The sequence below is a fragment of the Vibrio sp. QJM3NY_35 genome (assembly GCF_057785915.1).
Window position 1 is genome coordinate 3,015,555 of record NZ_CM173507.1, and the last position, 14,793, is coordinate 3,030,347.

General features: G+C 44.3%; 14 protein-coding genes. 9 read left to right on the top strand and 5 right to left on the bottom strand.

Features of this window, described 5'->3' with window-relative positions:
• Positions 1-27 precede the first annotated feature (27 nt).
• On the top strand, positions 28-1,038 hold the full coding sequence (gene fbp / locus AC3CH3_RS13625) for a class 1 fructose-bisphosphatase (RefSeq protein ID WP_017097551.1): 1,011 nt from the start codon (positions 28-30) through the stop codon (positions 1,036-1,038).
• Between the two features lie 89 nt (positions 1,039-1,127).
• Here the strand turns inward: fbp and AC3CH3_RS13630 are convergent, their stop codons facing one another.
• The 3 genes from AC3CH3_RS13630 to tamA form a co-directional block, all read right to left on the bottom strand.
• On the bottom strand, positions 1,128-1,481 hold the full coding sequence (locus tag AC3CH3_RS13630; protein WP_019821430.1) for a gamma-glutamylcyclotransferase family protein: 354 nt from the start codon (positions 1,479-1,481) through the stop codon (positions 1,128-1,130).
• Between the two features lie 67 nt (positions 1,482-1,548).
• Positions 1,549-5,307 carry an autotransporter assembly complex protein TamB gene (gene tamB / locus AC3CH3_RS13635; RefSeq protein ID WP_488537331.1) on the bottom strand — a complete coding sequence of 1,253 codons (3,759 nt, stop codon included), beginning with the start codon at positions 5,305-5,307 and terminating at the stop codon, positions 1,549-1,551.
• Complete coding sequence (gene tamA / locus AC3CH3_RS13640) at positions 5,304-7,016, bottom strand: autotransporter assembly complex protein TamA (protein ID WP_488537332.1); 1,713 nt, start codon at positions 7,014-7,016, stop codon at positions 5,304-5,306. The genes tamB and tamA overlap by 4 nt, the downstream gene beginning before the upstream one ends.
• A gap of 195 nt (positions 7,017-7,211) precedes the next feature.
• On the opposite strand from tamA, the gene msrA reads away from it, so the two are divergent.
• Complete coding sequence (msrA, locus tag AC3CH3_RS13645) at positions 7,212-7,841, top strand: peptide-methionine (S)-S-oxide reductase MsrA (RefSeq protein WP_017058899.1); 630 nt, start codon at positions 7,212-7,214, stop codon at positions 7,839-7,841.
• Between the two features lie 110 nt (positions 7,842-7,951).
• On the opposite strand, the gene AC3CH3_RS13650 is transcribed toward msrA, so the two are convergent.
• Entirely contained in the window at positions 7,952-8,152 is a 201-nt protein-coding gene (locus tag AC3CH3_RS13650) for a DUF1107 family protein (protein WP_019821424.1), read from the bottom strand.
• Positions 8,153-8,405: 253 nt separating this feature from the next.
• Between AC3CH3_RS13650 and AC3CH3_RS13655 the strand changes: the two genes are divergently transcribed.
• From AC3CH3_RS13655 to AC3CH3_RS13685, 7 genes are all read left to right on the top strand, one after another.
• Positions 8,406-8,957, top strand: coding sequence for a YtfJ family protein (locus tag AC3CH3_RS13655; protein ID WP_017078800.1), 552 nt, complete (start codon positions 8,406-8,408; stop codon positions 8,955-8,957).
• 90 nt (positions 8,958-9,047) lie between these two features.
• Complete coding sequence (locus AC3CH3_RS13660) at positions 9,048-9,338, top strand: DUF2607 domain-containing protein (RefSeq protein WP_019821420.1); 291 nt, start codon at positions 9,048-9,050, stop codon at positions 9,336-9,338.
• Between the two features lie 41 nt (positions 9,339-9,379).
• Positions 9,380-10,114 carry a zinc uptake protein ZrgA gene (zrgA, locus tag AC3CH3_RS13665; protein WP_488537333.1) on the top strand — a complete coding sequence of 245 codons (735 nt, stop codon included), beginning with the start codon at positions 9,380-9,382 and terminating at the stop codon, positions 10,112-10,114.
• 139 nt (positions 10,115-10,253) lie between these two features.
• The gene (locus AC3CH3_RS13670; RefSeq protein ID WP_488537334.1) at positions 10,254-10,970 is read left to right on the top strand and encodes an ABC transporter ATP-binding protein; all 717 of its coding nucleotides are present in this window, start codon (positions 10,254-10,256) and stop codon (positions 10,968-10,970) included.
• Entirely contained in the window at positions 10,967-12,226 is a 1,260-nt protein-coding gene (locus tag AC3CH3_RS13675) for an ABC transporter permease (protein ID WP_488537335.1), read from the top strand. Before AC3CH3_RS13670 ends, AC3CH3_RS13675 begins: the two co-directional genes overlap by 4 nt.
• Before the next feature lie 14 nt (positions 12,227-12,240).
• Positions 12,241-12,756, top strand: coding sequence for a DUF3299 domain-containing protein (locus AC3CH3_RS13680; RefSeq protein ID WP_488537337.1), 516 nt, complete (start codon positions 12,241-12,243; stop codon positions 12,754-12,756).
• 351 nt (positions 12,757-13,107) lie between these two features.
• The gene (locus AC3CH3_RS13685) at positions 13,108-14,016 is read left to right on the top strand and encodes a TIGR03899 family protein (protein ID WP_488537338.1); all 909 of its coding nucleotides are present in this window, start codon (positions 13,108-13,110) and stop codon (positions 14,014-14,016) included.
• Positions 14,017-14,165: 149 nt separating this feature from the next.
• On the opposite strand, the gene cysC is transcribed toward AC3CH3_RS13685, so the two are convergent.
• Positions 14,166-14,786 (bottom strand): adenylyl-sulfate kinase, encoded by a 621-nt coding sequence (cysC, locus tag AC3CH3_RS13690; RefSeq protein WP_017076321.1) that lies wholly within the window; start codon positions 14,784-14,786, stop codon positions 14,166-14,168.
• Between the last annotated feature and the right edge of the window lie 7 nt (positions 14,787-14,793).

Sequence of the window (14,793 nt, forward strand, 5' to 3'; positions counted from 1 at the left end):
ATATTGAGAGAAGTTTAAGGAAATAACATGTCTGAGATGCGCACCCTTGGTGAGTTCATTGTTGAGAAACAGAGTGACTTCCCCCATGCAAGCGGTGATCTATCATCCCTTTTGTCGTCTATTCGACTTGCTGCAAAAATTGTTAACCGTGAGATCAACAAGGCTGGCCTAGTCGACATCACTGGCGCTGTTGGTACAGACAACGTGCAAGGTGAAGAGCAGCAAAAGCTAGACCTTTACGCGAACGACAAATTTAAAGCGGCTCTAGAAGCTCGTGACCAAGTTTGTGGTGTTGCAAGTGAAGAAGAAGACGAAGCTGTCGCCTTCAATAAAGAGCTCAACAAAAACGCAAAATACGTTGTACTGATGGATCCACTTGATGGCTCTTCAAACATCGACGTGAATGTATCGGTTGGTACAATTTTCTCTATCTACCGTCGAGTATCACCGATCGGTACGCCACCAACACAAGAAGATTTCCTACAGCCAGGACACAAGCAAGTAGCCGCGGGTTACGTGATTTACGGTTCTTCAACCATGCTTGTATACACAACAGGTGCTGGCGTAAATGGCTTCACCTACGACCCATCACTGGGTACCTTCTGCCTATCTCATGAAAACATGATGATTCCAGACGAAGGTAAGATTTACTCAATCAACGAAGGTAACTACATCCGCTTCCCTACGGGTGTGAAAAAGTACATTAAGTACTGCCAAGAGAATGAGCCAAGCGACAACCGCCCTTACACATCACGTTACATCGGTTCTCTAGTTTCAGATTTCCACCGTAACCTGCTGAAAGGCGGCATCTACTTGTATCCAAGCACGCAAAGTCACCCTCAAGGTAAACTGCGCCTGCTTTATGAGTGCAACCCAATCGCTTTCCTTATGGAACAAGCGGGCGGCATCGCTTCAGACGGTGCTCAACGTATCATGGATATCAAACCAACTGAGCTACACCAACGTGTACCTTTCTTTGTTGGCTCAACAGACATGGTTCGTAAAGTAGAAGAGTTTCTTGAGTTGAACCGAGACTAAACCCCTCGTTCATTTCTCAAAATAGCGTCATTAAAAAAGCCAGTATTCACATGCTGGCTTTTTGTTTGGTAACTCAGAATATATAGCGACTAAGCGTTATTCCGCTTACACCAGTTACCCGAAAGTATTTCTTTATTAGCTGTTAGATCAAGCTGATACAAATATACCCATGCTAATCCAAATATAGTCTCTATTTGCTCGCGACGATACTCAACAGGAACATCTTCTAGCCGATCGAGCGACTCTAAAATTTCGTCGTTAATGATATAGACCTCGCCAGCGACACTTTTCTTTCCCAAAATCATCGCCGGATAGGTACCTAAATCAAAAAGCGCGTATTCCTTAGGTGTATCAAACTTCCCTAATAAATCACAGCCCTTCAAATAATGGTGATTCGATTGGCCTTGTCTCAAGGTTCCATAGACGAACACAAGATGTTGCATAAACCCTCCATAAGCCGTTCATCTCTGCAATTCGATGAATGGCTAAACACTCTCGACCTAAACCGCTCTACTCGAACTCAAATTGATAGAGAAGATCCACAGCACTGTCTAGGCCAGAAACAGCTTCAACATAGAGATCCTGCATCAATCGATAACGAACCGTAAATTCACCGAGCGAGTTAAAGATGCCCACACCATACTTCACCTGTAAACCAGGTAGGATGTAGCCACTTACCGTCACCTGAGAATCATCGCCAGATCCTGCGGTATCCAGTTGCAAGTCCTGTACACCAAAGGCTTCACCGATTTCGCCGACAACCTTACCACTCTTCGCTAAACTCAAACCGATTAAGGTCGTTGTCATCGAACCGCTCGACTCACCGTCGATATCTTGGCCACGCAAAATATAAGACAGCGCGTTAGCTTGTGGCATCGCAGGGTCAGAATAAATCTCGATGGTCGGCTCTGTCGCAGGGCCTGTCACTCGAATACCAGCGGTCACGTCATCCTGAGTATTATCAGGATTACGAATCGCATTGATGGCTACGTATGGCTGATCCGGTGGTCCATTCATTAGGATCTTACCCTCTTCGATCAACAGGTCTTGCCCGAATGATTGATAAGTACCATCGACGATGTTCACTTCACCTGTAATAAATGGACCTTGGTCTTTTTGAGCCACGTTGAGCTTACCGACCAAATCACCTTCAAGACCGAAAGCAGACAATTTAAAGTCATCACCAATGGAGATATTAATGTTGGTCATGACATTAAATGGAATCGTATCTTCGTTTTCTGGCTCTAGATCTTTATTCAAGATAACTTGATCAGAAGAGACACCAACCGCTGACGGTGGTAAGTCTTCTACAACAATGCGTCCCCATGGTAATGCAATATCACCGGTAATTTTTGCCAGTTCTGGTGTGACATCAATGGTCATATCAGGCACGACCTTGACCTTAACCATCTGTGGGATATCAACCATCAACTCATCCGCGAAAACTCTAACGTTAGAGTGCCATGCTTTAAGATCTTGCCAATCTCCGGTTCCCTCAATATCAAGGTGACCATCAGGCGTTTCGACATTCGCATCCAGTTTTGCACTATAACCATCAAAGTCGAGGTCGATGCGGCCATCTTTCACATCAACAGGCGTAACATCGCCTTTGACTTGAATACCATCAACAGAGAATTGGCCAAAGACTTGAGGGTGCATCAGAGAGCCTTTAACTTGAAGATCACTCTCAAGGTCGGCTTTCAATAAGCTGTATTCACCTAGAATTGGTTGTAAGAAATCAAGATGGAACGTGGTCAGCTTAATTGCCGCATCGACCATTTTGTCTTCGGCAAGAATATCCGGTAACGACACCGTGCCAGACAGGTCACCATTGTCGGAAACATCCAACTTAAAATCGGCATCCAGTTTGTTGTCTTTCAGTTGGGCATTCAATGCAACGCTTTCCCAACCCAGTGTGATTGGCTCACCCACTTGTTGAACAACCTGACCTTTCGGCATATCAACGCTTACCGTGACTTCAGGCTCATCTTGTTCAGACCACTTTGCATGAGCAGTCGCATTGACTAAGCCCTGTAATTGCGTCTCTTTAGGCACAAAGGCTTTAATCTGCTCGAAATCGAATTGATTGATGGCTACCTTGGCCTCACCCGATTTTCCGACACGAACGTCTTCATCCAAACACACGCTCGAACCCGATTGTTTCCAACAGTGCGCTTGAACATCGGCAAACTGTTTATCAACATCCGCCTTTATCGCGACAGGTTGGTCTAATACCCAAGGACCTTGCTGAGTGGTGATTTTGACTCTGTCTAACAACCCATCCCAAATGATAGAAGGCTTTTGAATCAACTCTCCGGAAATAGCTAAGCTTGTAGACACGATGTCGGATATCACATCAAGTGTCACTGTGTGTTTCTTCTCACCACCACTCACCGTGAGATCAATGCTTTTTACGCTCTGATCTTGATAGGTTAGGTTGTTAGCTTTTAATTCAAGATCAGCTTGAGCTTCAGGCAATGGCAGAGGAACCACAGAACCATTAAGCGACAAGGATTCTAGTGTTGCTTCGTTATTCCAATCTACCTTATCCACATTTAGAGCTAGATCGACTTCAGGCTTTTTCGTTGGACCACTGAGTTGGATATTACCGATCACTTTGCCTTTCAAATCAGGGACACTTTTTACAAGTTCAGGGAAGAAAATCTCAACGCCCATGTCCCACTTTTTATCAAGCTTACCCTGAGCCTTAATCGAGTTAACACCGTGAGCCAAGCTCAAGCCGCTGGTTTGCAGTTTAGGCTCACCACTTGCACTACGATCCGACGCTGACAACTGACCTTCGATGTCCAACGGGTAATCACGCAAGATACCCTCGATATCAAGCTTAGGTAGCTCAATCGCCCAACCGCCCGCTTCCGTCAACTCACCCGAGGTGACTATGCTTCCGCTAATGTTACCCTCGGCTTCTGGCCACTGTAGGCCCGGTTGAATATCTTTGAGTGTCACGTCAGCTTGCCAGTTAACGAGACTCTTCCAGTTCGCTTTAACGACACCGTTAAGTTCACCGCCTAGCGTGTTCAGCTTTAGACGCTCGAGCTCAATCTGCTCAGTGGTACCTTTACCCTGTAGGTCGATGGCTAACGCAGGAATATCCTTACCATTAGCTTCGCCTTTGAGCTGCACATTAAAACCATCTAATGAGCCATTGGCTTTGAATTTATCAATTGCAGCTTGGTAATCGCTTTTTCCGGTAAGAGGCCATTGCGCTTTACCTCCCTCTAAAAGAAGGTCAAATGGTAGAGTTGGCTCTAGGGGTTGAATATCCCCAGACAGTTTTGCCTCAATCGATTCAGAAAACTGAGAATCTAGATGCAGTTTAGCCACGCTGCCTTGCGCCTTCAGCGACAGTTTCTGGCCAGCAAGGTCGGTTTCTTTCACCAAAGCATCTAAAGAAAGATCTAACGGGTAACCACCTTTAAGCTCAACCTTAGCCGCAAGATTAGCGCTTGCTTGTGGCATATCGAGTTCGAGAGTGGAAACATCTACCGTATGTTTACCCGCGCGAGCTTCTAGCCCAAGGTGGTTCACTACAATTGGGGTTTCTTGTTCTAAGGTGAAACGGTTGAGGTCAAAACGCTCCAGTACAACCTGTAAAGGAATCCAGACTTCAGGCAGCTCGATCGCTGTTTTAACGGTTGATTCTGGCTCTACCTTTTCGGTTTGCGGTTCTTTTGTCGACTCAGCAAGCTTAACTTTGAGGTCATTGAACAAGGTTGGCGATACCGTCAGCTTTTCACCCTGCATACTCAGAGCTGTGGAGAACAAGCTCCATTCAATTTCATGCCCCAAGATATTCAGTTTGATATCAGACAAAGCAATACGGTTGATCACTATTGGTAGTGGTGATTTCACCGATGTTACGGGCGGTGTAGGCTCTGCTTCTTCTGTAGAAGCTGGCGGTAATTCAGTAAATGCGAAGTCCAACCCTTGAATAGCTAAACGATCGACACACAGCTTAGGATCGAGCAGACAGCGTGGATTAATAGCCAAGTTCAGCTTTTGAACCTTAGTATCGATATGAAGGCTATCATCTTTGAACTGGACATTATTAAGCGTAAAGCTTGGAAAAAGAGCGCCTTTAGTACTTTCCACTTTAAGTTGTGGCAATGCTTTTTCAGCGCCCCACAGCACGGTGTTCAACCCCGGATTGGTGAACAAAACAAAACCGAGCAAGGCTATCAACAATAGCAAAATAGACGTCAATGAAATCGAAGTCCATTTTATGCACTTACCCACAACGTTAATCATAATTCAGGCCCTAAACTAAAGTGCAGTTGGAACTCATCGCCTTTCTTCGCATCTAGGCCCCAAGCAAAGTCTAAACTCACAGGACCTACAGGAGAGGCCCAACGCACCCCGACACCGGTGCCGTGCTTCCACTCTGGCTTATCATTGAATGCATCACCAATATCGTAGAATGCAGCACCCCACCAGTTTCCAACTAAGCGGTATTGGTATTCAAACGAGCTGGTTGCCATGTATTTTGCGCCGGTTAGTGCGCCACTTTCATCTCGAGGAGAGATAGACTCATAGCCATAACCACGAATGCTATTATCACCACCAGCAAAGAATCTTAGAGAGGGAGACAGCTTTTCAAACTCGTCGGCAAAGTTACCGCCGAATTGAAGGCGAGTTAAACCGCGGTGATTATTACCAATGCTGCGAATCCATGCTGTTTGCCCTTGAAAACGCACCACCTTAGTTTCCGATAATAAGGTGTCATCAGCAGCCTCAACCATAATGGTTTGTTTATCGCCCCACATCGGCATCGACCCACCACGCGTTCGAGTTCGCGAGAAAGAGATACCCGGCAACACGAATTGCGCTAAGTCATCTTGCAAACCTTGTTCATAGTTTTCGACCAAGTATCGAATAAATACAGTACGTTGCCAGCCATTATCCAGACGCCAATATCTTTCTAAGGCTAAGTTTGACTCCAAACTTTTGGTATCTCGATTATCCAAATTCTTCATACCGTACTTAATTTGATAGTAGTCATTAAGTACGTCATCCAATGGGATTTTATAAGTCGCGGTAATCGTCTGCTCGGGCTTGGAGATCGACAGGCTACTATTAAAGCTATGACCTTTCTCGTTAACCCAAGGTTTCTTCCATTTTAGGGTGCCTTTTACACCAAGGTCTGTTGATACACCGATACCTGTTTCGATTTGGTTACGCGCTTGCGGAGCAAGGCTGACCTTCATCGGAATTTCACGGCCTTCGCCCAATTGGCTTAAATCAGGTTCAACAAAAACAGAAGAAAACCAATCCGTATTGGACAGGTTTTGGTTGTACTCACCGACTTTGGTTATCGAGTAAGGTTCGCCATCCTCAAATGGTTTGAGTGACTGCACCTTATCTTCTTCAATCTGGCTACCAGTAACCTGAGTGGTACCAAAGTGGTAGCGTATACCACTGTTATAATGAAGACGAACATAAGCTCGGTTTAATTCAGGGGCGACTTCTAGCTTACTGAGAGCATATGCCCCATCGAAATAGCCTTTCGCTAAACCAAGGTTGCGTATCGACGATTTCAAAGAGTCATAATTACCATGATTCAGAGTCGAACCTTTAGACAAGCTACTCTTCGCTATCAAGGCTAAAAAGTCTGGGTCATCTTTGGCTTCACCCGTCAGAACGATATCTGAAGTATAAATAACAACAGGCTCTCCCGGCTCAACCGTAACGGTCATTTCGGTATCATCTTCGGAGTGAGTAAATGTGATTTTAGGGTGGTAGTAGCCTAACGCATTCAGGGCTTCTTTAATCATAGATTCCAAACGAGATTGGAACCTTAGTGAAACCGAATACTCTTCTTCAGGGATCGCACTCAGATAAGCATCAACATTATCCTCAAGCGCTCCATCCAGCCCTTTAATTTCAAGGGAAACGTCAGCGAAAGCGAGCGTCGATGACAGTAGAGTGCCAATCAGAACTGGTAAAGTTTTTCTTATCATGTTTAATTGGTGAAGAAGTTATCAATACGTTAATAAGTGAAAAGAAATAATACCGCTAAATAGGCATTGAGTCTGTAATAAATCCTGGAATAACACGGTCTAATTTAAAGACTTATTCAATATTGACCAACAGTTAATATGAACCCACGTTAAATAAAAGCCAGCGCGGTAAACGTATGCGAAAAGGAATATATCATGCTAAACAAACAACAACTGGTTTCTGCAGCAACCGCACTACCGGGAAATGCTGACCCAATTCGAATCACTGAGCGCCATTTCGTCAATCAAACCGACCTGCTCGATGCACCCACGGGCTCTCAACAAGAAGTCCTGTTTGGTATGGGATGCTTCTGGGGAGCTGAGCGTTTGTTTTGGCAATTGGATGGCGTTATTTCAACATCCGTTGGTTACGCTGGCGGATACACAGTTAATCCCACTTATGAACAAGTATGTACTGGGCAAACCGGCCATACCGAGGTCGTTCGTGTCATATTTGATAGTGAACAAACCTCTCTAGCTCGAATACTTGAAACCTTTTGGGAGCGTCATGACCCAACTCAAGGGATGCGCCAAGGCAACGATTTAGGGACTCAGTACCGTTCTGCGATTTACACCTTCAGTGAAGAACAACAATCTATCGCTGAGCACTCTAAACGTGAATATCAACGAGCAATGACTGAATCTTTAGGCAACGAGATCACGACGGAAGTTCTGCCTGCTGGAAAATATTTTTTCGCAGAAACCTACCACCAGCAATACCTAGCTAAAAATCCGAATGGGTATTGCGGGTTGGGTGGAACAGGTGTGTGCTTCCCTCCACAATAAAGTGCCGTTCGACATACCATCGTGAACGACACGCATTAAAAAAGGGCTTCCATCAGGAAGCCCTTTTCATTGTTAATCTATTCGGTGCAAGACAAATCGATAAAGCTCAGTTACACCGGCAACGCAGCAATGGTGCCGTTAACTTCTTTAAAAATAGTGAGCTTTTGTTTGTCTGAAACTTCAGGAAGTAGCACCTTGCCTTGGTCGAAGCGAAACTCTCCAACACCTTCAATAGCAAATTGGCCTTTGAACAGGACTTTAACGAAACGCGCCACCTGATGTGGACGGTAAGTAGAAAATTTTCTTAACATAATACAACCTCAATTCCATTTGAGTACTACAGTCACATACCTGAACAGCGTCGCTGTTCAAAGCACATTTAATCGCTAATTCCTTTAGCAAACAGCAAGATAATCTATTGTTCATCTTGATATTGATGCATTATACCTTTTGGTAACAAGCCTGCAACTTCTTTCTACGTCGTACGATAAAAAAGTTAAAGAGGCATTTTTCAAATTTCATATTATACTTCCTGTGCAAACCAATAAGCGGAACAAAAATATAATGAAAAACAAAACTCTACTGGCTTTTCTAGCCGCAGCCTCTCCACTCTTCGCCAATGCTCACAACCTATCTGTAGGTACAACTCTGCCTGCTGTCGATGTTAGCAACTATGGTGAAATCGTACTAAACGACGGAAATACCGGATATCAAGCTTGGGCAACCAATGATCTTCTAGGTAAAGTTCGCGTCGTTCAAGCTATTGCAGGCCGTAGCAGCTCGAAAGAGCTCAACGCACCACTGATGGCAGCAATTACAGCATCGAAATTCTCAGAAGACAGCTACCAAACCACGACCATCATCAACCAAGATGATGCGATTTGGGGTACTGGGTCTTTTGTTAAATCGTCAGCAGAAAGTAGCAAAGAAGAATTTCCATGGTCTTCTATGGTGCTAGATGAAGACGGCACGGTAGCGTCATCATGGGCTCTAAAAGAAGAGAGCTCTGCGATTATCGTTCAAGACAAGCAAGGTAAAATATTGTTTGTTAAAGAGGGGGCATTAAACGAATCAGAAGTCACTCAAGTCATTGAGTTGATTAAAGCGAGCCTTTAATAAGATATTCGCGTCTTTTTCGAGACCTGACCAAAGGATATTGTTATATTATAACAGTATCCTTTTTTAATTCTGTGGTTAATCATCCTGATGTGGAAAAACACACCTAACAATGTGAAACGTAAAACAGGCTTCTTGCTTGGGCTGATGCTTATGTTAAGCGTGTTAGCCGCGACACACATCGTAGATATCTCACCAGAACACCACACTTCACACCATTGTGAGCTGTTTTCGATAAATCAGTTCATTACAGGGCACTCACTGCCACAAGTTCCAGAGTTCCATTCAGAATTTACTGTCGCTATCACAGAGTCAGTCATTTCGTTACAGCGCCTGTATTTTGCCTATTTAGCACGTTCACCTCCTGTAAAGATTGCTTAATTACCACTACTTTTTAACTAACCTTTATCCAGGAAAAAAACATGAAACCTACTATTTTAGCCGTTGTTATCGGCATGACTGTCTCAACGAATGTTCTAGCTAACGAAGAATTCCGCTCTCACGAAGCACACGTGCACGGTAAAGTTGAAGTGAACATCGCTCAAGATGGGCAAGAGCTGCTTATCGAAGTAACAGCTCCTGGTGCGGATGTGGTTGGCTTTGAACATGCTCCAGAAACTGCCGAGCAAAAGAAAGTGTTTGAACAAGCTATCGCGCAACTGAACAAGCCAGAAGAACTATTTGGTTTCAACAATGCAAGCTGTACTTTGAAGTTCAAGTCAGTGACGAACACCCTAGAAGACGATCATGATGACCATGATGACCATGATGACCATGATGACCATGATGACCATGAAGGCCATGACCACGCTGAAGGCGAACATGACGACCACGAAGGCCATGACCACGCTGAAGGCGAACATGACGACCACGAAGGTCATGACCACGCTGAGCACGATCATGACGACCACAAAGACCATAACCATGCGGAACACGGTCATGATGACCACGAAGGCCATGACCATTCAGAAGGTGGCCACGGTGAATTCACGGTTGAGTATCACTACCAATGTTCAGACATTGCGAAGCTAGATACGGTGAGCACTCAATGGTTCTCTAAGTTCAGCAACACAAAATCAATGACGGTAAACCTGCTAACTGACAGCGCTCAAATTCAAGAAGTGCTTAACGCAGATCGTATTAGTTTTCGATTCTAATCAGTATTAGATTGAATTAAACGTAGATAAGCAGCCAAGTAAGTATTCACTTACTTGGCTGTACAAATCGGTGTGCTCTGGGAATTTATTATTCGAATAACTGTCCAGTAGATACACCGCTTTAATTATTGGAGCTAATATGTCTTCTGACAGTTCATCACTTGTCGTCAAACTCGAAAATATCAGCTTTCGTTGGAAGCCTGAATTGCCCCCAACGCTAGAGATCCCTTCACTGCATATCCAAGCCCAAGAGCACCTTTTCATCAAAGGGCCTAGTGGTTGCGGGAAATCAACATTGTTAGGCCTGCTGACTGGAATCAACCAAGCCGAACAAGGTGAAGTCTCTATCTTAGGCCAAGACCTGACTCAGCTTACACCTCGTCAAAGAGACAAATTCAGAGCCGACCATATAGGTTATATCTTCCAACAATTTAACCTGCTCCCTTACTTATCAGTAATCGACAACGTGACGCTTCCTTGCCAGTTTTCAGCTATTCGCAAGCAACAAGTAACGGAAAGTAAGAACAGCCTGCAAGCAACCGCTCAAGATTTATTATTACGACTAAAGCTACCTCAAGCCTTAATGGATAAACCTGTTACTGAGCTGAGTATTGGCCAACAACAACGTGTTGCTGCCGCTCGTGCTTTGATCGGCCAACCCAAAATCATTATTGCCGACGAACCAACCTCGGCTTTAGATCATGACAACCGAGAAGCCTTTATCGAACTGTTGCTAGAACAGGCCAATCAAGCGGGCTCGACGCTCATCTTTGTGAGTCACGATCCAACACTCGAAAAATTGTTCACTCGAACCATAGATTTAAAAACCGTTAACCAAGCTAAGGTTGTCGTATGAAAGTAATTACTCACTTAGCCTTAAAAAGCGTACTCAATCGTAAAGCCACAGCTATTCTGACTATTCTTACCGTGGCGGTGTCTGTCATTCTATTACTCGGTGTAGAGCGCGTAAGAACCGAAGCCAAGAGCAGCTTCGCCAATACCATTTCAGGTACAGACCTTATCGTCGGTGGCCGTTCTGGTCAGGTAAACCTACTGCTTTACTCAGTATTCAGAATCGGTAATGCGACCAACAACATCGACTGGAAAAGCTACCAAGAATTTAGCCAGCACAACGCAGTAAAGTGGGCGATCCCAATCTCATTGGGCGATTCACACAAAGGCTTCCGCGTGATGGGTACAAATCATAGTTACTTTGAAAACTATCGCTATGGAAGTAAGCAGTTACTTACTTTCCAACAAGGTAAAGAATTTGAACAGCTATTCGATGTAGTGATTGGTGCCGATGTCGCTAAGAAACTGGATTACAAAATCGGTGACCAGATCATTCTTGCACACGGTATCAGCGATGTGGCGTTCAGCCGTCACGATAATCTGCCCTTCAAGATTGTAGGAATACTTGCACCAACAGGAACGCCGGTAGACAAGACCGTGCATGTTTCGTTAGAGGCTATTGAAGCGATTCATGTTGGCTGGGAGTCAGGTGCCAACCTAGGACACACACCGGATGCCGAAACCTTAAAGACTTTTGATTTCCAACCGAAGCAGATTACCGCAATGATGCTCGGGCTGAATTCGAAAATCCAAACCTTCGCACTGCAAAGAGAAATCAATAACTACCGTCAAGAACCTTTGAGCGCAATTATGCCGGGCATTGCCCTTCACGAATTGTGGGGAATGATGGCTGTAGCAGAACAAGCATTGTTAATTGTTTCAGGATTTGTTGTTGTCGCCGGTTTATTGGGCATGCTCAGTAGCCTACTCACTAGTTTGCAAGAAAGGCGTCGCGAGATGGCTATCCTGCGCGCGATGGGAGCAAGGCCTCGTCATGTGTTTGGTTTACTGATCAGTGAAGCAAGTGCCCTAACCTTCCTCGGTATCACATTGGGTGTTGCCGTGTTGTTTGCCCTGATCGCAGTAGTTGCTCCAATTGTGCAACAAAGTTATGGTATCAATATATCGATATCTGCAATCACGCCTCATGAGTGGAAACTGCTTATGCTGGTACAAATTGCAGGGATCATTATCGGCTTTATTCCCGCTTTCCGGGCTTACCGTCAGTCATTGTCTGATGGCATGACTATTCGAATCTAAATTAGGAACCTACGATGCAACGCAAATTCCTACTGATACTTGGACTACTTTTATTCCCATTTATCAGCACAGCTCACGCTGAAACAACTCAGAATGACGAATCGGTATTAACACTTGAGTGGATTGACTTAATTCCAGAATCGGAACGAGCTCAACTAGACTCATTTGGCATGCCGATGGTTAACCACGACAGTACGGACAAACCTCAACAATCGACAATTGGCGCTGTTCGCCCAGAGTTAAATGGCAGCACAGTAAAGATTCCTGGTTTTGTGATTCCACTGGAAGGCGATGAGAATATGATCACTGAATTTCTGCTAGTCCCGTATTTTGGCGCATGTATTCACGTACCACCACCACCACCGAATCAAATCATCTACGTGAAGTTCCCAAAAGGTGCACCAATCCAGCAATTATGGGATGTGGTTTATTTAGTAGGTACGCTGAAAACTGAGTCAATAAGCCACGACTTAGCACAAACAGGTTATCTTATTGAAGGCACTGCGATTGAAGAATATGACGACATGTAGTCATTAGAAGGGTGGCTCAAGGATGAGCTGCCGTCACTGAAAAAATGATCTTATTCAATAACAGTTTCATAACGATGTTGTTTATCTAATTTACGCGATGTAATTAGATAGATAAGCTAGCACAGCCACATATGTAGCGAGTAATAACCCTATGCCAAGCTGTTTCTTCAGCTTGTTATCATTGACTTGATTCATAACTCCTCCTTGAGAATTACAACAAATTTAACATTTTATTATCATTAGCAAAAGTAAAATTTTGTTTAAACCTTCAACTCTGCACGTAAAATCTAGCCACCATTAAGATAAAGAGTTACATTTTAGACAGTTAAGTCGTCTCGTAACGGTACTCTTATGTCAGAAATCAAACAGCCAGTAATCATTGATCATGCTAGCGATACACAGCATAAGCATGAGAAAAAGCCTCATATCGCCGACAGTGCCAGCAGAATGTTACACATAGCGCAAATCTTCGGCTTAGATTCCTTAATCAGTCATGGTGCAAAGCCAACCGATAAAAGTGAAAGTACACTAATCGAACGGGCACTATTACGTGAGAAGAAACGTAAAGAGTTGCGTCAAAAGAACCTAGAGCAGATTCTTAAACTGGCACACTCTTCATGTAAGGATGAAGCAGCAGGAGATCCAGATCAGGACTGGCTATACCGTTTTTTCGATATGGCGCAAGAGATCCACAATACATCGATGCAGAGGCTATGGGCTCAAGTACTGAAACGAGAAGTCACCAACCCAGGCTCGACGTCGATGAAGGCGCTTCAGATCTTAAAAGACATGACACCAAAAGAAGCGCTCACCCTACAAAGAGCCGCGTCACTGGGTTGTAGCTTTGGTAGTGATAACAGCAGAAAGCTATTACTCGGTTTTAAAACCCATGCTGGTATATTTAACTTTGGCAAAAGAGATACTACCAACACCATCAACCTTGGTGGACACAACCTGCCCTACTCAAGCCTATTACACCTGATTGAACTGGGTATTATTTTGGGGACTGAGTTAGAGTCTGGTGAGATTGATTTCGATCCAGCGTTACACTTGACTTACCAAGGTAAGAGCATGTCACTGGCGCCTATATCAAAAGGGGTTAAGCTGGTTTACTACCGATTCAGCCCAACAGGCAATGAACTTTGTACCTTGCTTGGGAATAAACCTAACATGCAGTACTACGACCAACTGATTGCATTATTGAACCACAAATTCACAGTACAGACAGAAGTCAAAAGCAGTGTTAACTACACCGTCTAGGTAATAAACGGTGTAGGTAATGAAGTATATTTAGAAGAATAAAGAGAAATTAGAAGATAGGTTTCTTGTCTCGGTAAACCAAGGCTGCACTACTTATAAGTCGTGAATAAGCAGTAAGTAAGTGAGCAGCTTTAGTCATACCAACGATCTCAATTGGCTAAAATATTACGCTTCTCTAATGCGTCAATACATAACTCTACCAGTTCATCGAGTGTCTTCTCACCTGCCGGTAGATTAATCTCGGGATTCTCAGGCGCCTCATAAACAGAACTAATACCCGTGAAGTTTGGAATTTCTCCAGCGCGAGCTTTCTTATACAGACCTTTAGGGTCACGCTGCTCACACACCTCTAGCGGCGTGTTGACAAACACTTCAAGAAATTCACCTTCCGGCAGTAAGTCTCGCACTAACTGTCTTTCAGCTTGATGCGGAGAAATAAAAGCCGACAGTACGATTAATCCTGCGTCCGCCATCAACTTTGCCAACTCGCCTATGCGACGAATATTCTCACGACGATCCTGCTCTGAGAAGCCAAGATCGCTACACAATCCGTGACGAACATTATCACCATCCAACAAGTAAGTATGGTAACCAAGCTGTGCTAAGCGATTTTCTAATGCTCCAGCGACTGTCGACTTACCAGAACCAGATAATCCCGTGAACCAGAGCACGGCTGGCTTTTGTGATTTCAGATCAGAGCGGAATGTTTTATCAATCGAGTGCTGATGCCACACAACATTCTCATCTTTTGGTTTGAGTACTGCGGTCATAATTAGT

What these genes read in the sequence shown, in the direction of transcription:
- fbp (WP_017097551.1), top strand. Translation starts at nt 28, where the DNA reads ATGTCTGAGATGCGCACCCTTGGTGAGTTCATTGTTGAGAAACAGAGT.
- AC3CH3_RS13630 (WP_019821430.1), bottom strand. Translation starts at nt 1,481, where the DNA reads ATGCAACATCTTGTGTTCGTCTATGGAACCTTGAGACAAGGCCAATCG.
- tamB (WP_488537331.1), bottom strand. Translation starts at nt 5,307, where the DNA reads ATGATTAACGTTGTGGGTAAGTGCATAAAATGGACTTCGATTTCATTG.
- tamA (WP_488537332.1), bottom strand. Translation starts at nt 7,016, where the DNA reads ATGATAAGAAAAACTTTACCAGTTCTGATTGGCACTCTACTGTCATCG.
- msrA (WP_017058899.1), top strand. Translation starts at nt 7,212, where the DNA reads ATGCTAAACAAACAACAACTGGTTTCTGCAGCAACCGCACTACCGGGA.
- AC3CH3_RS13650 (WP_019821424.1), bottom strand. Translation starts at nt 8,152, where the DNA reads ATGTTAAGAAAATTTTCTACTTACCGTCCACATCAGGTGGCGCGTTTC.
- AC3CH3_RS13655 (WP_017078800.1), top strand. Translation starts at nt 8,406, where the DNA reads ATGAAAAACAAAACTCTACTGGCTTTTCTAGCCGCAGCCTCTCCACTC.
- AC3CH3_RS13660 (WP_019821420.1), top strand. Translation starts at nt 9,048, where the DNA reads ATGTGGAAAAACACACCTAACAATGTGAAACGTAAAACAGGCTTCTTG.
- zrgA (WP_488537333.1), top strand. Translation starts at nt 9,380, where the DNA reads ATGAAACCTACTATTTTAGCCGTTGTTATCGGCATGACTGTCTCAACG.
- AC3CH3_RS13670 (WP_488537334.1), top strand. Translation starts at nt 10,254, where the DNA reads ATGTCTTCTGACAGTTCATCACTTGTCGTCAAACTCGAAAATATCAGC.
- AC3CH3_RS13675 (WP_488537335.1), top strand. Translation starts at nt 10,967, where the DNA reads ATGAAAGTAATTACTCACTTAGCCTTAAAAAGCGTACTCAATCGTAAA.
- AC3CH3_RS13680 (WP_488537337.1), top strand. Translation starts at nt 12,241, where the DNA reads ATGCAACGCAAATTCCTACTGATACTTGGACTACTTTTATTCCCATTT.
- AC3CH3_RS13685 (WP_488537338.1), top strand. Translation starts at nt 13,108, where the DNA reads ATGTCAGAAATCAAACAGCCAGTAATCATTGATCATGCTAGCGATACA.
- cysC (WP_017076321.1), bottom strand. Translation starts at nt 14,786, where the DNA reads ATGACCGCAGTACTCAAACCAAAAGATGAGAATGTTGTGTGGCATCAG.